Source organism: Acinetobacter sp. FB (genome assembly GCF_056033405.1).
In genome coordinates, this window is the sequence record NZ_CM148502.1 from 1 (window position 1) to 20798 (window position 20798).

Sequence of the window (20798 nt, forward strand, 5' to 3'; positions counted from 1 at the left end):
ATGCTCTGGACAGACTGCTTAACTCGCTTGCGACAAGAGCTCTCTGACAACGTCTTTGCGATGTGGATTCGTCCTTTAGTTGCTGAAGAAGTTGACGGTGTGATGCGTTTATATGCACCTAATCCATATTGGACACGTTATATTCAAGACAACCATTTAGAGTTAATTTCAATTCTTGCTGAGCAATTATCGGAAGGTCGAGTACGTCAGGTTGAAATCTTGGTTGATTCGCGTCCAGGTACTATTTTGTCTTCTCATGAGCAACCTGCAACCACGACTGCTGCTTTAAGTAACACCCCAACCACTCCAACTGTTCCTATTAAAGCTAAGAAAGAAACTGATTTGGTGCAACCAAGTCAAAATGTCACGAAAATACCAAAGAAAAGACAACTCAACCCATTATTTACATTCTCTTTATTTGTTGAAGGCCGTTCTAACCAAATGGCTGCTGAGACTTGCCGTAAGGTATTAACCCAATTAGGCGCATCTCAGCACAATCCTTTATTTTTATATGGTCCTACAGGTTTGGGTAAAACACACTTGATGCAAGCCGTAGGGAACGCACTTTTACAAGCCAAACCGAATGCACGTGTCATGTATATGACCTCGGAAAGTTTTGTACAAGACTTTGTCAGTTCATTACAGAAAGGTAAGGTTGAAGAGTTTAAGAAAAATTGTCGTTCTTTAGATTTATTGTTGGTTGATGATATTCATTTGCTTGCTGGTAAAGAAGCAAGCCTTGTTGAATTCTTCTATACATTCAATGCCTTATTGGATGAATCTAAACAAATTATTTTAACCTCAGACCGTTATCCAAAAGAACTCACGGAACTGGATCCACGTTTGGTTTCCCGATTCTCTTGGGGATTATCTGTTGGTGTTGAGCCACCAGATATTGAAACCCGTATCGAAATTTTGCTAAAAAAAGCTGAAAATAGTGGGGTAGATTTGCCACGAAATTGTGCTTTATTCATTGCACAACAAGTGGTCGCAAACGTTCGTGAACTTGAAGGTGCCCTCAATAAGGTGGTGGCTATTTCACGTTTTAAAGGCACTGCGATTGATTTGGATGTGGTGCGTGAGTCATTAAAAGATGTTTTAGCGATTCGTGCACGCACTATTAGTGTGGAAAATATTCAGCGTGTCGTCAGTGAATATTTCCGTATCCCATTAAAAGAATTAATTGGACCTAAGCGTACCCGTATTTATGCACGTCCACGCCAATTAGCGATGGGGCTAGCCCGAGAGCTGACAGGGGATAGTTTTCCTGAGATTGGAATGGCATTTGGTGGCCGTGATCATAGTACCGTGATGCATGCCTGTGAAAAAGTGGTCAGCTTGCGAGAACAAGATCCAATTTTTAATGAAGATTATAAAAACTTACTTCGTCTGTTACAAAGTTAATCTATTTTTCAGAGTTGCAAACTACTTTTAAGTGCAGCATAGTACACTGCTAACATTCATATCAGCTTCTGTTGTAAGAGGAATAAAATCGTGCGTTTGAAAATCGCTAAAGAAAGTTTAGTCAATGTTTTATCACATGTGGTGGGGGCTGTTGAACGTCGCCATACCTTGAATATTCTTTCAAATGTCAAAATTCAAACCACTCAACAGGCCTTAACGATTACGGGTTCTGATTTAGAAGTTGAATTAGTTGCAAGTACGACTTTATCTGAAGGTGCTTGTTTAGAAGCAGGTGAAACAACAGTTCCTGCACGTAAACTCGTCGAAATTTGTAAATCCCTTCCGACAGCAGCTTTGATTGATTTGCAAATAACAGAAGACCAACGCTGTATTTTAAAATCAGGCAATAGCCGTTTCGTATTGGGTACCCTTCCAGCAGAAGATTATCCATTACTTACGACTGACAATAGTCAAGGTACTCAGGTTCAAGTCACTCAGCGTGAATTAAAACGTTTATTTGAAAAAACAGCCTTTGCGATGGCAGTTCAAGATGTACGTTTTTACTTAACCGGTACGTTGTTGGAAATTGATCAAAATCAATTGCGTACAGTAACAACAGATGGTCATCGTTTAGCTTTGTGTGAAGTTGCTGCTTCATCAACTGCATCTGCACCAATTCAAGCGATCGTACCTCGTAAAGCTGTTGGAGAGTTACAACGTTTACTGAGTATTGAAGATGAGCAGTTGACTCTGTTGATTGGACGTGAATTGTTGAATGTCACCATCAATACGCCAAGCCGTGATAAAGAGCAGGGCGTTATTACCGTGCGTTTCACCACTAAACTAATTGATGGAAAGTTCCCTGATTATCGCCGTGTGATTCCTAAAAATGGTGACAAGCATGTCTTTATTGCTCATGATGTCTTTAAGCAATCTTTACAACGTGTTGCTATTTTAAGTAATGAAAAACTTCGTGGTGTTTTCTTGAATTTTAATCAAGATTCATTGCAGTTGCGTGCCAATAACCCGGAGCAAGATGAAGCGGTCGAAGATATTGCAATTCAATATCAAGATGCACCTTTAGAAATGTCATTTAATGCGCAATATATCCTTGAAGTACTTGGCGTGCTGGATGGTGATGACGTGAAAATGAGCATGAGTGAAGCCAATCAGTCGGTGCTTGTTCAAGACCCAGCACATCCTGATCAAACTTATGTCGTGATGCCAATGCGAGTTTAATGGCGATTGGTGTTTGAGTTTTAAAGCATGCAAATCACGCGTTTAAATATCGAACGTGTACGTAATTTAAAGACGGTTGCACTCCATGAGTTGCAACCGTTTAATATTTTTTACGGCGCAAATGGTTCTGGAAAAACTTCAGTTCTAGAGGCTATTCATTTACTGGCAACAGGGCGTTCTTTTCGCACCCATATTCCAAAACATTACATTCAATATGAAGCAGGGGATGCGATTGTTTTTGCGCAATCTGCCACTGAACGTATTGGTATGCAGAAGTTGGCTTCGGGCGAACAGGTGATTAAGGTCAATGGCGATACCATTGCGACTCAAGGTCAACTGGCAAAATTATTACCTTTACAGCATATCGATCCACAAAGTACCGATATTATTGATCATGGCGCAAAGCCAAGACGACAGTTATTAGACTGGTTAATGTTCCACGTGGAACCTGAATTCTATTTTGCATGGCAGTATTATTCTCGCGCACTCAAACAACGTAATAGTTTACTCAAAACACGGCGTAATCTGACTTTGGCTGATTTAGAGCCTTGGAATAAAATGCTCAGTGATTATGGTGAAATGTTGCATTCACAACGGGTCAGTATTGTTGAGCAATGGAACCAATTTTTCCATGAAGATTTAAAAATACTGCTACCTAATCTTGATATAGAACTGGAATACAATCCTGGTTTTCATACTGAGCAAGGTCTATTGCAAGACTTGGTTCAGCAGCATCAAAAAGATCTGGATCGGCGTTATACTGAGTATGGTCCGCATCGTGCTGATCTGCGTTTAAAAACACCTTTTGGCAATGCTGATGATGTACTCTCTCGTGGGCAAAAAAAGTTGTTAATCATGGCATTAAAACTGTCACAAATTGCAATGCTGCATGCGAGTAATAAGGAAACTGTGGTATTATTAGATGATCTGACAGCAGAGTTAGATGAGACCGCACAACAACGGTTAATTGAGCGATTGAGTCAGTTAGGAAGTCAAGTTTTTATGACCACCTTAGACCATGCGTCGGTATTAAAACACTTACAGGATTTGTCGATTTCTTTTCAATTATTCCACGTTGTTCACGGTCAAGTCAGTCTTGCTGCACCATAATTTTATTTCCTCATTTTTGGATAGATTAATATTTACTAGGGAGTAACCATGAGTTCAGAGTCTCAATCAGTCTCTCAAACAGAACAATCAAATGAAAAAGCTTATGATTCCTCTAGTATCAAAGTTTTACGTGGATTAGACGCGGTTCGTAAACGTCCTGGTATGTATATCGGTGACACTGATGACGGTACAGGTTTGCACCATATGGTGTTCGAGGTGGTGGATAATGCCATTGATGAAGCGTTAGCAGGGCATTGTGATGAAATTTTAGTCACGATACATGAGGATGAGTCGGTCAGCGTATCCGATAATGGTCGTGGTATTCCAACAGATATTCACCCAGAAGAGGGGATATCTGCGGCAGAAGTGATTTTGACCATTCTGCATGCGGGTGGTAAGTTTGATGATAATAGCTATAAGGTGTCAGGCGGTTTACACGGCGTAGGCGTTTCAGTTGTAAATGCTTTATCAAAAAAATTACAACTTACAATTTATCGTGCTGGACAAATTCACGAGCAAGAATATCAGCATGGTGATTCACAATATCCATTACGTGTGATTGGTGAAACAGATAAATCGGGTACAACGGTTCGTTTTTGGCCAAGTGAGCTAACGTTTAGCCAAACCATTTTTAGTGTCGATATTTTGGCACGTCGTTTAAGAGAGCTATCTTTCTTGAATGCAGGTGTTCGAATCGTTTTGCGTGATGAGCGTGTCAATCTTGAGCATGTTTATGACTATGAAGGCGGTTTATCTGAATTCGTTAAATATATTAACGAAGGCAAACACCATTTGAATGATATTTTTCATTTTACCGTTGATGCTGACAATGGTATTGGGGTTGAAGTTGCGTTGCAGTGGAACGATAGTTATCAAGAAAATGTACGTTGCTTTACCAATAACATTCCGCAAAAAGATGGTGGTACTCACCTTGCAGGCTTCCGTGCGGCATTGACTCGTGGCTTAAACAGCTACATGGAAAATGAAAGTTTATTGAAAAAAGAAAAAGTTGCTGTCACAGGTGACGATGCCCGTGAAGGTTTAACTGCAATTATTTCAGTGAAAGTACCTGATCCTAAATTCTCTTCACAAACCAAAGAAAAATTGGTTTCGAGCGAAGTAAAACCTGCGGTAGAGCAGGCCATGAACAAAGAGTTTTCTGCTTATTTATTGGAAAATCCACAAGCAGCGAAATCGATTGCAGGTAAGATCATTGATGCGGCGCGTGCGCGTGATGCAGCGCGTAAAGCACGCGAAATGACCCGTCGTAAGAGTGCTTTAGACATCGCAGGTTTGCCTGGTAAATTGGCAGACTGTCAAGAAAAAGACCCAGCATTGTCTGAACTTTATCTAGTCGAGGGTGACTCTGCCGGCGGTAGTGCTAAACAAGGTCGTAACCGTAAAATGCAGGCGATTTTACCGTTGAAAGGTAAAATCTTGAACGTTGAACGTGCGCGTTTTGACAAAATGATTTCAAGTCAAGAAGTTGGTACGCTCATCACTGCTTTAGGTTGTGGGATTGGACGTGAAGAATATAACCCAGACAAATTACGTTATCACAAAATCATTATCATGACCGATGCGGACGTGGATGGTTCACATATTCGTACCTTGTTATTGACCTTCTTCTTCCGTCAAATGCCAGAATTGGTTGAGCGTGGATATATTTATATTGCACAGCCACCATTGTATAAGTTGAAGAAAGGTAAGCAAGAGCAGTACATCAAAGATAATGATGCACTTGAAACTTACTTGATTTCGAATGCGATTGATGAACTTGCATTACATGTTAGCGCTGAAGCACCAGCGATTAATGGTGCAGCATTAGCGAGCGTTATTGCTGACTATCAAGTGTCACAAAAGAGCTTACAACGCCTCACTCAACGTTATCCTGCAAGTTTGTTGGATGGTTTACTTGAGCTTGATGCCTTTAAAGCAGATCACAATCATGAACGTGACTATGTTGAATCATGGGCTGAGCAATTACGTGTTGCAATTGAAAAGTTACAACCAAGCTTACGCCCTGAGATTACATTAGAAGCGTTTGAACGTGAAAATGCGCAGGGCGAGAAATCAGCACATTATTGGCCACGTGTTACTGTCTATGTACACAACTTACCGCATTCGTATTTACTCGATGCTGGTCTGTTAAATTCTGCTGAATATGCGCGTTTATTGAAGAATTCGAAGAGCTGGTTTAAGTTACTTGAAGAAGGAGCTTATCTGCAAAAAGGCGAGCGTCGTATTCAGGTCAGTAATTTCCATCAAGTTTGGCAACATATTTTACAAGACTCTCGCCGTGGCATGATGATCCAACGCTATAAAGGTTTGGGTGAGATGAATGCTGAGCAGCTTTGGGAAACGACGATGGATCCTGAAAATCGAAATATGTTGCAAGTGACCATTGATGATGCAATTGAAGCAGATCGTATGTTCTCTTGTTTGATGGGTGATGATGTAGAACCACGTCGTGCCTTTATCGAAGAAAATGCGCTGAATGCGGATATTGATGCTTAATTAAATTGATGTGAGATTTAGTTTGTATTATTTCTCTCGTATATAACAAAAAGGCGATGCTTGATGCATCGCCTTTTTCTTATATGAATGTTTCACGTGGAACATTCCGTTGATTAGGTTTCAACTAAATCGCTGACTTGAATGAGTGCATGTCCAAATAAATAACCAGCAGTCACTAAAACACTGATCCAAAGCAATGCACCTAAAATGTTATAAATGACAAAATGGGTATAATTCATATTACTTGAACCCGCAGCTAAGGGTGCAAATGAACGAGCAAAAGGAATAAAACGAGCCAATAGAATAGTTTTCCCACCATGTTTTAAGAAAAATGTATTAGTTTTCTTTAGATATTCTTGTTTGATAAATCGAGATTCCATATTAAAAATTCGGTCACCAAAATGGCGACCAATGTGATAATTCACCATGTAGCCCAAAGCCGCAGCTATAAAAAGTAAGCTAATCATATAACCGAGATGCATAAACTCAATGACTGAACATAAAGCTCCTACGGTGAGTAAAAGACTATCGCCTGGTAAAAAGAACATAAACACAAAGGCGGTTTCTGAAAAGATAATCAAAAATAGGATCGCATAAATCCATAAGCCATATTCTTGAATTAAAATGGGAAGAATATGTTCAAAGTTAAAAATAAAATCTAAAGAATTCATTCAGTTTGTATGATCCAAAATAGAGTACTCACCAAATTGAAGTACAAAAATATAAAATGAACTTAGTTCTCGATGTGCATTTAAAAGTAATAACTTTAAAATGATAGAGTTGAGTATATCTAGCCTGAACCCAAAGCTCAATTTTATGAGAAAATTCCAATTTAGACCTTATCTGAAATGATTGGCAGAATCATGACACTTTTATCGGTGTTCTTATTATTTTTTAGTATCTAAGCAAATCGTAATGTTGTTATTTATTCTTCTATGATTAGAAAAAGCCTAATTCCCAAAAAGAGAATTAGGCATTTATTTTTAAACTTCAAAAGAACTTTCTAACTCTTCAAGTTCCATCATCAACTCTAACAGTTGTTCTTCGTACTGTTCTAGCTTAGATTTTAGCTCAGTTTGTTCATTCATCAGCTTAATCAAATCATCTTTACGATGAGCTTCATAAAGAGTGCTGTCTGCTAATTCATTTTCAATTGCAGCTAAGCGTGGCTGAATCTTTTCAATTTGAGTTTCAGCTTTCTCAATATTTTTTCGAATAGGACGAGTTATTTCACGACGACGAGCCGCTTCTTTACGTTGCGCTTCTTTGTCAACTTTAGCTGCTGTATTTTGAGACACTACTGTTTGTTGCTGTACTGCATTCTGTGAATTAATGAGCTGTTGGCGCGCTTCACGTAACCACTTAGCATAGTCTTGTAAATCACCCTCAAACTCCGTACATTTTCCTGCATGTACTAAAAGTAGATCATCACAGACACTGGCGATCAGTTGACGTTCATGTGAAACTAGGACCACGGCACCATCGAAGTCTTGTAGAGCCATACTTAAAGCATGGCGCATATCTAAGTCTAAATGGTTGGTTGGTTCATCTAGAATTAAAACATTTGGGCGCTGCCATACGATTAGCGCCAAAGCTAAGCGAGCACGTTCGCCACCTGAAAAGCTTTCACACGGCGTATCCATACGTTCGCCACTAAAGCCAAATCCACCTAAAAAAGCACGCAATGCGGCTTCACTGATCTTTTTATCAGCAATACGAGCCAATTGCAGCATTGGACTAGCATTGGCATCTAAAGCATCCATCTGGTGCTGAGCAAAATATCCAATATTGAGTAATTCTGAGGCTTTACGTTCGCCAGCAAGTAATGGCAAATCACCGACTAAAGTTTTGATCAGGGTTGATTTACCCGCTCCGTTCATCCCTAGTAAACCAATACGAGAACTTGGAGTAATTTGCAGACGAATTTTTTCAGCAATCATTTTATCGCCATAACCAATAGTCGCTGCATCTAAACTCAGCAAGGGTGAACTCATTTTCGTGGGTTCGCGGAAACTAAAGGTAAATGGCGTATCGACATGAGCAGGCGCAAGTTGTTGCATGCGTTCCAACTGTTTGATACGGCTTTGCGCTTGGCGAGCCTTAGTTGCTTTGGCTTTAAAGCGATCAATAAATTTTTGCAGATGGGCGCGCGTTTCTTCTTGCTTTTCAAAAGCCTGTTGTTGTTGTGCTAAGCGTTCGCTACGTGTCGTTTCAAAGGTAGAGTAGTTGCCTGTATATAATGTTAATTCTTGATTTTCAATATGAAGAATATGATCCGTAATTGCATCGAGAAAATCACGGTCATGCGAAATCAGGACCAGTGTTCCTTCATAGGCTTTAAGCCAATCTTCTAGCCATAAGATGGCGTCTAAATCTAAATGGTTCGTTGGTTCATCTAATAACAGTAAGTCTGAACGACTCATTAAGGTGCGTGCAAGATTTAAACGCATCCGCCAACCACCAGAGAAGCTTGCGACATTTAAACGGATTTGATGGTCAAGAAATCCTAAACCTGCCATTAATTGGGCTGCTTTCGCAGGTGCTGCATAACCATGAATTTCATCAAATCGACCATGTAATTTGGCTAAATCATCATTACTCAGTTGATCTGGATGAGCTAATTTTTCTTGAATATCCCAATATTCTTCGTCACCAGACAAAACAAAATCAATTGCTGGCATTTCTAAGGCTTTAATTTCCTGAGCCATGTGTGCCACAGTCCAAACTGCTGGACGAGTTAGATTCCCTTCATCTGCAACCAAGTCACCTAAGAAAGCAGCAAATAGTGTTGATTTGCCTGCGCCATTCACGCCAGTAAGACCAATTTTCCAGCCAGGGTGAAGCTGCATCGATGCTTTTTGAAATAGAACTCGCCCACCACGGCGTAATGAAACTTGGTCAAATTGAATCATGAGTATGCAAAATAGCGAAGAGATAGCTGCATTTTAAGGTGATCGCCCATGAATGCAAATTTTTATATTACAGATCAAACTGATCGAATTAAATCATTCTACCAATAAAAAATAGAGCAAAAGCTCTACTTTTGTCATTCAAATCAGATTATTATTTAGTTTATATGAAAAAATAAGTAACAAGACTAGAAATATAGAAACAGGATTATGAATGAAGAATGGAATTCTTGCATTAGGGGCGATGCTACTTTTGGGTTTAAATACTCAGGTAAATGCCTCAACCACAATTTGTGTTTTCGATTTATTGGGTAAGTCTGGTGAAGCCTACAAAGCCATGGAGGAATGGGCACTGGCTGCAAAAACATGGCGCGCTGACATTCATTTAATTAGCTATCAAAGTGAAGCACAAGCTGAGAATGATTTTGAACAAGGCAAATGTGATGGCGTATACATGACGTCTATGCGTGCGCGTAGTTATAACAAATTTGCAGGTTCTGTCGATGCGATTGGTGCTGTACCGAGTTATGCGATTGCACAAAAAGCCATTAGTTTTGCTTTAGATAAGCGTAATCAACGTCGTCTGACCAGTAGTATAGGTAATCAAGTCTACGAAGTTGTCGGTATTTCACAAATTGGTCTGGCTTATATTTTCGTTAAAGATAAAAAAATGGATACCATTGAGCAGATCAAAGGTAAAAAATTTGCTGTTCTCGCCTATGATGAAGCACAGAAAATCGTTGTTAAAAGCCTTGGGGGGCAAGCGGTCCTTTCTGACATTTCCGATATCACTAAAAAATTTAACAATGGCCAAGCCGATATTATGGCCGCACCAGCTTATGCCTATAAACCATTAGAACTCTTTAAAGGTTTGGGAAATGATGGGGCAATTATTACTTTTCCAGCTGTCAACATGACGATGGATTTGATTATTCGTCCTGAAAAATTCTCAAGCAACTTTGGTCAAAATTCGAGAACTTGGTTCTTGAATCGTTTGAATAATAATTTTTCATTAATCCAAAGAATTGAGGCTGAACTACCAGCGAAATATAAAATTAATCTGAGCAATGAAGACAAAATGCGTTATCAGCAAATTTTGCGTGAAGCTCGAATTGGTTTAACTAAAAAGGGGATTTACGACGCCAGTATGATGAGCGTTTTAAAGCGTGCGCGTTGTACCGTAGAACGTACCAATTTTGAATGTACCCTTGGTGGAGAATAATTTTTTAGTTTTTTGTGTGTTTGATAATTTGATTTTTTTGCAGGGAAACGAAATGAAAAAGGGGTTGTTTGTTTTGGCTGGCTTAGCACTTATGGGTATGAGTGCAACTGGTCAAGTTCAGGCTAAACAAAATGTATGTGTATTTGATTTACTTGGTAAAGCAGGTGAAACATTTAAAATTACTGAAGAATGGGCTATTGCAGCTAAAGGATGGCAAGCAGATATTCGTTTGCTCTCTTATCAAGATGAAGCAAAAGCGCAAAATGATTTTGAGGCTGGCAAATGTGATGCTGTCTATATGACCTCGATGCGTGCTCGTAAATATAATCGTTTCGCAGGATCGATCGATGCGATTGGTGGAGTAACCAGCAATCATGTCGCGCAAAAAGCGATTAGTTTTGCTTTGGACAAGAGAAATAAGCGTCGTTTATTGGCAAATGTCGATAATCAGAATTATGAAGTTGCGGGTATTTTACAATTTGGTTTGGCATATGTATTTGTACACGATCGCAATTTAAATACTATCGAAAAGGCAAAGGGTAAAAAGTTTGCCTACTTGCAATACGATATTGCACAAAAAGAGATTGTTGATAGTTTGGAAATGGTTTCCGTGCCTTCTGAAATCTCAGATTTTGTTAAAAAATTTAATAGCTATCAGGTGGATGTGATTGCTTCGCCAGCTTATGCATATAAACCTTTAGAAATTGAGCGAGGAATTTCAAAAGGTGGTGCAATGTTTTCGTTTCCTGTGGTCAACATTACGGGTGATTTGATTATTCGTCCAGAGAAATTCCCGGCGAATTTTGCTGCACAATCAAGAGAGTGGTATGTTGATCAATTACCAAGAAGTTTTGCATTAGTGAAACGTCTCGAAAATGGGATTCCAAATAAATATAAGTTGAATCTTCCGAAGGAAGACGAAGTGCGTTACCAGAAAATTTTACGAGAAGGCCGTATTCGTTTAACCAAACAAGGAGTCTACGATCCAATTATGATGAGTGTATTAAAACGTGCTCGTTGTACAGTAGAAAGAACAAGTTTTGAGTGTTCTTTAGGAGGCGAATAATTCGCTTTTGTAATGTAAGTTAAATAGAGTGATTATTTTTGATAAATGATCACTCCATAAAAATATTCATCAAAAACATTTGTGAAAATGTGATGTGGTTTGTAAAAAAACATAAAAAACCGACGTATGTCGATAAGTACACTAGGTTTTTGGGCAGAATTTGACTATATTTGTCTCAATTTGGTGGAAAAATATGCAAAAACAGCAAATAAGGGAAAACAAGATGAAAAAAGGAATTTGGGCATTGAGTGCTGCGACTCTATTTGTCATGACCACTCCTGTACAGGCAAAACAAGAAATTTGTGTATTTGATCTATTGGGAAAAGCTGGCGAGTCTTACAAACTTGTTGAAGAGTGGAAGCTTGCCTCAAAAACATGGCAAGCTGATGTTGAGCTGATACCTTATCAAGATGAAGAAAAAGCGGAGAAAGATTTCGATGCGGGTAAATGTGACGGGGTTTATATGACGTCGATGCGTGCTCGTAAATATAATAAATTTGCAGGATCTGTTGATGCTGTAGGCGCAGTGACTAGCAATGCGATTGCACAGAAAGCAATTACTTATGTGCTTGATAAGCGTAACCAACACCGTTTAACTGCAACAACTAATGGTGAGAAATACGAAGTTGTTGGTATTATTCAAGTTGGCTTAGCCTATATTTTCGTACGTGATAAAAATATAGATACGATTGAAAAGGCCAAAGGCAAAAAATTTGCGTATTTACATTATGATCAAGCGCAAAAAACGATTGTTGAAAGCATAAATCTTGTTGCTGTACCCTCTGATATTTCAGATTTTGTGAAGAAGTTTAATAGTGGTCAGGTTGATGTAATTGCTGCACCAGCATATGCATATAAACCTTTAGAAATTAGTAAAGGTTTAGCAAATGGCGCATTATTTAATTTTCCAGTTGTGAACATCACGGGGGATTTAATTATTCGTCCTGGACAATTCCCAAGTGGTTTTGGTACCCAATCTCGACAATGGTTCGTGAACAAATTGCCAAGTAATTTCGCAATGGTACAGCGCTTAGAAGCGGGTATGAATGCGAAAAGAATTACGTTGTCTAGTGAAGATAAAATTCGCTATCAAAAAATGTTGCGTGATGGACGAATGAATTTGACCAGACAAGGGGTCTACGATGCCAGTATGATGAACGTCCTAAAACGAGCACGTTGTACTGTTGAACGCACTAACTTTGAATGTTCTTTGAGTGGCGAATAGTTATAGTTTTTGTTCCTGAATTTATAAATTGATTAACGAAAGTCATCACTTATAACAAATATGTTTATGAAAATAAGTGAATGAGATAAAACAGGACAAAAAGTAAACATTATTGACATAAAAATAGAGCACAAGCTCTATTTTTTTTTGAAAAACATGATTAATATTTGCTTCGAACAAGGAGACAAACATAAAGTTTGTGGAAGGATGAAAAATATGAAAAAAATTGCGTTAGCTATTGCAGCAACTTCAATCTTAGGTGTATCTGCTTCTACTCAAGCAGCAATTGATGTGTGTGTATTCGACTTATTAGGAAAGTCAGGTGAATCATACAAAATGATGCAGGACTGGGCACTTGCAGCAAAAGGCTGGGGCGCTGATGTAAACCTTCTTGCAATCACAGATGAACAAGTCGCTGATAATAACTTTAAAGCGGGTAAATGTGCTGCTGTAGCAATGACAGCAATGCGTGCTCGTCCATATAACAAGTTTGCGGGTTCTATTGACTCTTTAGGCGGTGCGCCAAGTAATGAGATCGCTCAACGTGCGATTACATATGTTTTAGATGAACGTAATGCTGCAAAAATGGTAACTAACCTTGGTGGTAATAAATACGAAGTTGGTGGTATTGCTCCATTAGGCGCGGCTTACATTTTCGTGCGTGATAAGAGCATTAACTCAATCGAAAAAGCAGCGGGTAAAAAATTCGCAGTATTGGGTTATGACGACGCGCAAAAAATTATGGTACAACGCGTAGGTGCACAAGCTGTACTTTCTGATATTTCTAACTTTGCTGCTAAATTTAACAATGGACAAGTAGATATGGTAGGCGCACCTGCTTATGCATATAAGCCATTAGAGTTGAGCAAAGGCTTAGGTCCTAACGGTGCAATGTTTAACTTCCCAGTATTACAAGTGACTGCGGATCTTGTGTTACGCCCAGAAAAATTCCCAGCTGGTTTTGGCCAAAAATCTCGTGATTATTTTGTGAAGCAACTTCCAAAAGCTTTCGCAATGATCAAGCGTTATGAAGCTGAAATCCCAGCAAAATACAAAATGAACTTAACTGCTGAAGACAAGTTAAAATATCAAAAATTAATGCGTGATGGTCGTTTAGAAATGACTAAACGTGGTATTTATGATGCTGGTATGATGTCAGTATTGAAGAAAGCACGTTGTTCAGTAGACAAAGCGAACTTTGAATGTGCATTACCTGGTGAATAATCATTAAATGCTATAAAAGTAACTTAAAGCCTAGATTTTTCTAGGCTTTTTGTTTTTAAGCGCTTGTCATTTAAGTCATTGTCTTTATATAGAAATATCGCAATCATACCCATATAAAAAAACCAAATGAAATCGAGAAGATTTAAAATATGTTTTAATCAGGAAGATTAAAAACGACTGTATTTAAACATATATTCATTTGAAGACCTTATTAGGATAGAACGTTGCTCTTCATATACGTAAATGTTTCGCAACAAAACAATATAGATGCAAAGGAAAAATAATATGCAATGGTTTAAGCCTTTACTACTTGCGACAGGCATAGCAGCTGTCTCTGTTGCAGCTCAAGCAAAACAAACAATGTGTGTATTTGACATCGTAGGCAAAAGCGGCGATGTGTATGCATTAATGAAAGATTATCAGCTTGCAGCTAAAACTTGGGGTGCAGATATTGAACTCAAAGTAGCGACGAATGAAGCTGTAATTGCTGAAGATTTTAAAGCAGGGAAATGTGATGGCGTCAGTATCACAGGCATGCGAGGCCGCCAATTCAACCCATTTACAGGCTCATTAGATGCAATTGGTGCAATCACCGACCTTAAGCTTGCTGTAAAAGTGATGCAAGGTTTAGCGAGTCCAACTTTTGCCAAAGCGATGGTGAATGGCAAATATGAAGTGGCTGGTGTGATTCCGATTGGTGATGCATATTTATTAGTAAATGACCGTAATATCAATACTGTTGCAAAAGCTGCAGGTAAAAAAATTGCGGTTTTAGACTATGATGAAGCACAAAAAATTATGGCTTCACAAGTGGGTGCTCAAGCTGTAAGTTCAGATATTACTAATTTTGGTGCTAAATTTAATAATGGTCAGGTTGATATCATTGGTGCACCTGCTGCCGCGTTTAAACCATTAGAACTTTACAAAGGTTTAGGTACTAAAGGGGCGATTGTCAATTATCCAATTTTACAGGTAACGGGTAACTTAATTATTCATCCTGATAAATTCCCAGAAGGTTTTGGTCAAAAATCAAGAGAATGGGTGAAGGCACAATTGCCACGTGCTTTTGGTATCTTGGGTAAAATGAAAGCGGATATTCCACAAAAATACTGGATGGAAGTACCTCCTGCTGATAAACCTGGCTATCAAAAATTAATGCGTGAGGCACGTATTAACCTTACAGCAAAAGGAATTTACGATAAGCGTATGATGAAGTTGTTATGGCAATTCCGTTGCCGCGAAGATGCCAAAAATTTTGAATGTGCTTTGCAGGAAGAGAATTATAAATAATCTGTTAAAAAGTCCTTAATCGCACTTTAAACTTCAAATACAGACCCGATATTGAGTATGCTATACTGAATATCGGGTCTTTTATTTATGAAAGACGAATTGAAGTCTGAGGAATATCTACCATGAATGCCCAAGCTCTTGAATTGTCAGATAATGCTGCCAACAAAGTTCGCCAATTACGCGAAAGTGAAGGGAATAACGACTTGATGTTACGTGTTTATGTAACGGGTGGTGGATGCTCAGGCTTTTCTTATGGTTTTAATTTCGCTGTAAGTGTTAATGAAGATGATGCTGAATTTACCAATGGCGACGTTAAAATGTTAGTTGATTCACTTAGCTATCAATACTTAGTTGGTTCAGTGGTTGATTATCTTGAAGGACTCGAAGGTTCTCGCTTTGTGGTGCAAAACCCGAATGCAACGACAACTTGCGGTTGTGGATCATCTTTCTCGATTTAATAGATTCTAAAGATAAAAAAGCTTCTCAATTTGAGAAGCTTTTTTATTGTTTACACCATCGTAATCGTACCTAAAATACGATCACCCGATGCACCTGTTACTGTGGGTAAATTACCGCTAAGTTGTTCAACGAAACGCATGGCTAACCATGCAAACGCCGTCGCTTCGACCCATGTTGGTGCCAAGCCAAGGGCATCCGTGGTTTGTACTGACCAATTGTGTTTGCGTAAGCGCCAACGTAATTGTTCCAATAAATAAGAATTATAAGCACCGCCACCACAAACGTAGAGTTCGCCTGTTTCCATACTAGAACGATAGACTGCTTTTTGAATTGCCCTTACAGTAAGTTTCAGTAAGGTCGCTTGAATATTTTCAGGCGTATCTTCTAGTTCGTCATAGGTTAAATCATTGCGCCAATCGATCAGTTGATCATCTAACCAATCAATATTAAAGTCTTCGCGACCTGTACTTTTTGGAGGTTCTTTCGAAAAGTATTCGTGTGAGTGCAATCGATCTAATAGGGAACGTATTGGATGACCATAAGCAGCCCAGTCGCCATTTTCATCGTATGGATGCCCTGTATGACGATGACACCATGCATCCATTAACATATTTGCAGGGCCTGTATCAAAGCCATAAACACCGTCAAGGTCATTTGCAGGCAACATACTGACATTGGCAATACCGCCTAAATTCAAAATGACACGATGGATACTGTCATGCTGAAACAATGCTTGATGAAAAGCTGGTACTAAAGGAGCACCTTGCCCTCCTGCAGCCATATCACGACGACGAAAATCAGAAACGACAGGGAGTTGAGTAATTTCAGTGATGATATTTGGATCACCAATTTGTAAGGTAAAGCCATGCTCAGGGCGATGACGAATAGTTTGCCCATGAGAACCAATAGCCTTGATTTGATTACGATCTAAATTGTTCCTTTCAATCAGCGTATTAATGCCATGTCCAATCATTTGTGCCAAAGCGACATCGGCTTTACCCATACGATCAATTTCATTGTCGTCAGGAAGCGTTAAGGCCATTAATTCATCACGTAATTCAGGCTCAAAAGGCACAGTCAGCGTGGCATGTAGTGTTAAAGGGTCAAATGAACTTGCAACAATATCAACACCATCCATGCTCGTGCCTGTCATTACACCAATATAGATCGCGCTCATATACAACTTATCCTGCAAGATGCTGAAAAAATGTTAGTATATCGCACAAATTGAATAACTGATGTGTTTAGGTTTTGTGATGTCAAATTTCTTGCCAGCCGAAGAACAGCTTGCTCTCATTCAACGAGGCACGCACGAGATTATCTCTGATGAAGATTTATTGAAAAAACTGAAAGAGAATCGTCCACTCCGTGTAAAAGCAGGCTTTGACCCAACGGCTCCTGATTTACACTTAGGACATACGGTTCTAATCAATAAATTAAAAACCTTCCAAGATTTGGGACATGAGGTTACTTTCTTGATTGGTGATTATACCGCCATGATCGGTGATCCAACGGGCAAAAGCGCAACACGTCCGCCGTTGTCGCAAGAGCAAGTACTTGCCAATGCCAAGACTTATCAAGAACAAGTTTTTAAAATTTTAGATCCAAATAAAACCAAAGTTCGTTTTAACTCAGAATGGTTTAGTCAAAAAACTGCGGCTGATTTAATTCAATTAGCAAGTCAGCAAACAGTATCACGTATGTTAGAGCGTGATGACTTTACTAAGCGATATAATAACCATCAACCGATTGCGATTCATGAGTTCCTCTATCCATTGGTACAAGGTTATGACTCGATTGCGCTTGAAGCAGATGTTGAGTTAGGTGGTACAGACCAAACCTTTAACTTGCTCATGGGACGTACTTTACAAGGTCGTTATGGTCAAGAATCACAAGTCTGCATCACTGTACCAATCCTTGAAGGTTTAGATGGCGTCAATAAGATGTCTAAATCTTTAGGCAACTATATTGGTGTATTTGACACCCCAGGTGCAATGTATCAAAAAATCCTGTCTATGCCAGATAGCTTGATTGAACGTTACTTTGATCTACTGAGCTTTAAGTCATTGGATGAAATTAAAGTCTTGTTGGATGAAATGGCTGCGGGTCGTAACCCACAAGAAATCAAACGTATTTTAGCACTTGAGCTAGTTGAACGTTTTCATGATGCCGAAGCTGCTGAAAATGCACATAAGAGCGCGGGTAACCGTGTCACAGAAGGCGAAGTACCTGAAGATACACCAGAAGTGACGATTTCTCGTGGTGAGTTTGGTGGTGAGTTATTTATTGCAACCATTCTTCGAGTGGCAGGCTTAAATCCGAATGCAGCTGCTGCAAAAGATGCCGTGGGTCGTGGTGCGGTTAAAGTTGACTGGAATGTGGTTGATATGAGCTTCTCTGTAAAAGAGAATGTCACTTTAATTATCCAATCGGGTAAAAAAGCGATTGCTCGTGTGACATTTACCGATTAATTTAACTTTTAAATGATCTTTATATAATGCTCATTTGTTAAAATGGGCATTATTTTTTTATAAATACCCAATAAAACCTCTTGCGATCTTATAATAAGCATTTTAGAATAACGCCAAAATCCAGCGTCAATCGCTTAAATATTAAAATGACTTTTATTTAACTCCACTCACTTCAATATTGATCTTGTACCGTTGCCTTTGACAAGATTGTCCAAAAACAATGACTGGTTGCAGGATGACCATAATATCTTGATTTAACCCAATACACAGCAATTATGGATTGTTGGTTTTAAGAATGTTTGGCTGTATGCCATCTTCGGGAGAGAAATCATGCGTGTAATAACATACTTTATCGGCTTTATTTAAAGACAGGATAATATTTTCTATTATCTAGATTTAATTGAAGTAAAAAATTTAAATCTTATTTCCCAAGAATTAATATGTTCTTGTAGATGATTATTGCCTTTAAATAAAAATGGCAAGGATTAAATCTGCACGACATTTAGAAATAATATCAAAACAATATGAATGATTTTATGAATAACCCTTTTATGCAAAATATGCAGCAAGAGGAAGATCGATATTTAACTGAAGTACACCCTTTAGCAAAATTATGGGCATTACGTATTTTGGTTGAGCTCGGTGGTGCGAAAGAATTTATCAATGATAATTGTTTTAGTCATCAATGGATTGCTAAGCATTTAGGCTTTTCTGAAGCTTTATTGGGTGAACAATTTAATTCACAACTGGCACATCAAGAATTGGTTCAACTGTATCAGATGGCTGAAATTGTACAGGTTCAAAATCCTGCTCAATTTAGTGCGGAATTGTCATATAACCTGAAACTGTTGCAACGATTGCTTGGCTTAAATGAAGTTGAATGTTTAATTCTTGGTTTTGTGGTGTTGGTACATAGTGAACAATTACTCGATGATATTGCAGATCATTTGGGTACATTAACCGCCGCAAAAAGTATGAAAGCTTTAGCGATTATTTTGGCAGTTCCTTATGAAGATGTACGTCAGGCATTGGCAGTACAGGGATGCTTACATCGAAGCGGACTCATTCATTTACAGCGTGAATATAGCAGTCATTTGCGTAGTAAATTGGATTTGGTTTCTGCTCAGTTGGTGGATAAATTATTGGTCAAAGCCAATGATGTGATGGACTTATTTGTAGGCACAATTAATAAAAGTGCAGCAGCTGAGTTGACACTAAAGGATTACCCTCATCTTCAATCACAATTGGATTTACTGCTTGCTTATCTCCAACAGGTGAAACAACAGGCACAATTGGGCGTCAATATTTTTATTTATGGCAGCTCAGGCACAGGTAAAACTCAGTTGTGCAAAGTACTGGCTGAGGCATTACAGGTACAACTATTTGAAATTGCCTGTGAAGATGAGGATGGTGATGCCATTACTGCAACAGGGCGATTATGTGCCTATCGTGCCGCGCAAAGTGTATTTGATGGTCAGACAGCTTTATTACTTTTTGATGAAGTTGAAGATGTATTTAATGACACAGAAAAAGGCGCGGGTATGAAAAGTACGGCACAAAGTCGAAAGGCTTGGGTTAACCGCATACTGGAACAGAATCGTACCCCAACGATTTGGGTATCCAATTCTGATCAGATTGACCCAGCATTCTTGCGTCGTTTTGATTTGATCCTTGAGGTCACGATTCCGCCGAAACAACAAAGAATGAAGATGATTGAGCAATACTGTGGTGATCAACTCAGTGATCAGCATCAGCAAGCTTTGGCAAATGCTGCTCATTTATCACCAGCATTATTGCGCCGTGCCTATCGTGTGGCAAAAGCCGCAAAACGTGCCAATCAAAGCCTACAAGTTCAAAATACCATGCTGCAACTGGTTTCCAATACATTGGTGGCTCAAGGACATCAGCGAGTGAAGTTCTATGATAGTGCGGGTTTACCCAAATTCTATGATCTGGACTATATCAATACCAAAGCCAACATGATGCAGATTGCAGCAGGGATTAAACAACATGGCTTTGGGCGACTGTGTTTATATGGTGCATCAGGTACGGGCAAAACAGCATTTGCGCGTTGGTTAGCGGATTATATTGGGCAACCTTTACTGATTAAGCGAGGTTCAGACCTACAGTCACCGTATATTGGCGAGATGGAGCAAAATTTAGCAAAAGCATTTACTGAAGCTGAAGAGCAAAAAGCGATCTTACTGCTAGATGAAGTTGATAGTTTGCTTCAGGATCGGCGCAATGCAGTTCGGTCTTGGGAAATTGCTCAGGTCAATGAGTTCCTTGTACAAATGGAAAGCTTTAATGGGATTATGATTACGACCACCAATCGTTTTGATGATCTTGACCAAGCCGCCTTGCGCCGCTTTGATTTCAAAATCCATTTTGACTATTTAACTTACATACAACGCTTGCAGCTATTTAAGCAAGTATGTCAGCAGTTAAGTATTGAAATGAATGAACAGCAGATTTCAGTTAAACTAAAACAGCTTAACCGCCTATGTGCAGGAGACTTTGCTGTGATTATTCGACAAGCCCGTTTTCATCCATTTCAAAATGCCGATGAAATATTGCAGCATTTAAATGATGAAATGGCTGTGAAATACCAAGTTTCTCAAACAATAGGCTTTTCAGCATCAGCTTAATGCTGAAAAGATGA

The 20798-nt window shown here is 39.0% G+C and carries 15 protein-coding genes; 12 read left to right on the plus strand and 3 right to left on the minus strand.

Annotated features, from left to right (window positions below; translation table 11 throughout):
- The 4 genes from dnaA (at window position 1) to gyrB (ending at window position 6270) form a co-directional block, all read left to right on the plus strand.
- Window positions 1–1404, plus strand: coding sequence for a chromosomal replication initiator protein DnaA (gene dnaA, locus AC0JIQ_RS00005; RefSeq protein ID WP_346512020.1), 1404 nt, complete (start codon window positions 1–3; stop codon window positions 1402–1404).
- A gap of 90 nt (window positions 1405–1494) precedes the next feature.
- Entirely contained in the window at window positions 1495–2643 is a 1149-nt protein-coding gene (gene dnaN / locus AC0JIQ_RS00010) for a DNA polymerase III subunit beta (RefSeq protein WP_474202259.1), read from the plus strand.
- Window positions 2644–2670: 27 nt separating this feature from the next.
- On the plus strand, window positions 2671–3753 hold the full coding sequence (gene recF, locus AC0JIQ_RS00015) for a DNA replication/repair protein RecF (RefSeq protein WP_474202260.1): 1083 nt from the start codon (window positions 2671–2673) through the stop codon (window positions 3751–3753).
- A 48-nt stretch (window positions 3754–3801) separates the two neighbouring features.
- Window positions 3802–6270: a DNA topoisomerase (ATP-hydrolyzing) subunit B gene (gene gyrB / locus AC0JIQ_RS00020; RefSeq protein WP_474202262.1), complete on the plus strand. Its 2469-nt coding sequence runs from the start codon at window positions 3802–3804 to the stop codon at window positions 6268–6270.
- Between the two features lie 113 nt (window positions 6271–6383).
- Here the strand turns inward: gyrB and AC0JIQ_RS00025 are convergent, their stop codons facing one another.
- Window positions 6384–6941: a VTT domain-containing protein gene (locus AC0JIQ_RS00025; RefSeq protein WP_474202263.1), complete on the minus strand. Its 558-nt coding sequence runs from the start codon at window positions 6939–6941 to the stop codon at window positions 6384–6386.
- A 312-nt stretch (window positions 6942–7253) separates the two neighbouring features.
- A complete protein-coding gene (locus AC0JIQ_RS00030; protein WP_474202264.1) occupies window positions 7254–9182 on the minus strand; it encodes an ATP-binding cassette domain-containing protein in 1929 nt (642 codons plus the stop codon).
- A gap of 211 nt (window positions 9183–9393) precedes the next feature.
- Here AC0JIQ_RS00030 and AC0JIQ_RS00035 point away from each other — a divergent pair, with 211 nt between their 5' ends.
- The 6 genes from AC0JIQ_RS00035 to erpA all read left to right on the plus strand — a co-directional run bounded on the left by AC0JIQ_RS00035 (window position 9394) and on the right by erpA (window position 15664).
- Entirely contained in the window at window positions 9394–10401 is a 1008-nt protein-coding gene (locus tag AC0JIQ_RS00035) for a putative solute-binding protein (RefSeq protein ID WP_474202265.1), read from the plus strand.
- Between the two features lie 52 nt (window positions 10402–10453).
- Window positions 10454–11467, plus strand: a complete 1014-nt coding sequence (locus tag AC0JIQ_RS00040; protein WP_004660569.1) for a putative solute-binding protein — start codon at window positions 10454–10456, stop codon at window positions 11465–11467.
- A 223-nt stretch (window positions 11468–11690) separates the two neighbouring features.
- Window positions 11691–12692 carry a putative solute-binding protein gene (locus AC0JIQ_RS00045; protein WP_050041824.1) on the plus strand — a complete coding sequence of 334 codons (1002 nt, stop codon included), beginning with the start codon at window positions 11691–11693 and terminating at the stop codon, window positions 12690–12692.
- A 216-nt stretch (window positions 12693–12908) separates the two neighbouring features.
- Window positions 12909–13916: a putative solute-binding protein gene (locus AC0JIQ_RS00050; RefSeq protein WP_474202266.1), complete on the plus strand. Its 1008-nt coding sequence runs from the start codon at window positions 12909–12911 to the stop codon at window positions 13914–13916.
- A gap of 285 nt (window positions 13917–14201) precedes the next feature.
- Complete coding sequence (locus AC0JIQ_RS00055) at window positions 14202–15206, plus strand: putative solute-binding protein (protein ID WP_004660574.1); 1005 nt, start codon at window positions 14202–14204, stop codon at window positions 15204–15206.
- 122 nt (window positions 15207–15328) lie between these two features.
- Window positions 15329–15664, plus strand: coding sequence for an iron-sulfur cluster insertion protein ErpA (gene erpA / locus AC0JIQ_RS00060; protein ID WP_474202267.1), 336 nt, complete (start codon window positions 15329–15331; stop codon window positions 15662–15664).
- 50 nt (window positions 15665–15714) lie between these two features.
- On the opposite strand, the gene AC0JIQ_RS00065 is transcribed toward erpA, so the two are convergent.
- Complete coding sequence (locus AC0JIQ_RS00065) at window positions 15715–16842, minus strand: anhydro-N-acetylmuramic acid kinase (RefSeq protein ID WP_474202268.1); 1128 nt, start codon at window positions 16840–16842, stop codon at window positions 15715–15717.
- Between the two features lie 61 nt (window positions 16843–16903).
- On the opposite strand from AC0JIQ_RS00065, the gene tyrS reads away from it, so the two are divergent.
- Window positions 16904–18136, plus strand: a complete 1233-nt coding sequence (gene tyrS, locus AC0JIQ_RS00070; RefSeq protein WP_152630146.1) for a tyrosine--tRNA ligase — start codon at window positions 16904–16906, stop codon at window positions 18134–18136.
- Between the two features lie 524 nt (window positions 18137–18660).
- Window positions 18661–20784, plus strand: coding sequence for an AAA family ATPase (locus tag AC0JIQ_RS00075; protein WP_474202269.1), 2124 nt, complete (start codon window positions 18661–18663; stop codon window positions 20782–20784).
- Window positions 20785–20798: the final 14 nt, after the last annotated feature.

Coding starts and splice junctions, on each gene's coding strand:
- AC0JIQ_RS00035 (WP_474202265.1), top strand. CDS start 9,394: ATGAAGAATGGAATTCTTGCATTAGGGGCGATGCTACTTTTGGGTTTA.
- dnaA (WP_346512020.1), top strand. CDS start 1: ATGCTCTGGACAGACTGCTTAACTCGCTTGCGACAAGAGCTCTCTGAC.
- AC0JIQ_RS00025 (WP_474202263.1), bottom strand. CDS start 6,941: ATGAATTCTTTAGATTTTATTTTTAACTTTGAACATATTCTTCCCATT.
- AC0JIQ_RS00055 (WP_004660574.1), top strand. CDS start 14,202: ATGCAATGGTTTAAGCCTTTACTACTTGCGACAGGCATAGCAGCTGTC.
- AC0JIQ_RS00065 (WP_474202268.1), bottom strand. CDS start 16,842: ATGAGCGCGATCTATATTGGTGTAATGACAGGCACGAGCATGGATGGT.
- tyrS (WP_152630146.1), top strand. CDS start 16,904: ATGTGTTTAGGTTTTGTGATGTCAAATTTCTTGCCAGCCGAAGAACAG.
- gyrB (WP_474202262.1), top strand. CDS start 3,802: ATGAGTTCAGAGTCTCAATCAGTCTCTCAAACAGAACAATCAAATGAA.
- recF (WP_474202260.1), top strand. CDS start 2,671: ATGCAAATCACGCGTTTAAATATCGAACGTGTACGTAATTTAAAGACG.
- AC0JIQ_RS00050 (WP_474202266.1), top strand. CDS start 12,909: ATGAAAAAAATTGCGTTAGCTATTGCAGCAACTTCAATCTTAGGTGTA.
- AC0JIQ_RS00040 (WP_004660569.1), top strand. CDS start 10,454: ATGAAAAAGGGGTTGTTTGTTTTGGCTGGCTTAGCACTTATGGGTATG.
- AC0JIQ_RS00045 (WP_050041824.1), top strand. CDS start 11,691: ATGAAAAAAGGAATTTGGGCATTGAGTGCTGCGACTCTATTTGTCATG.
- AC0JIQ_RS00075 (WP_474202269.1), top strand. CDS start 18,661: ATGAATGATTTTATGAATAACCCTTTTATGCAAAATATGCAGCAAGAG.
- AC0JIQ_RS00030 (WP_474202264.1), bottom strand. CDS start 9,182: ATGATTCAATTTGACCAAGTTTCATTACGCCGTGGTGGGCGAGTTCTA.
- erpA (WP_474202267.1), top strand. CDS start 15,329: ATGAATGCCCAAGCTCTTGAATTGTCAGATAATGCTGCCAACAAAGTT.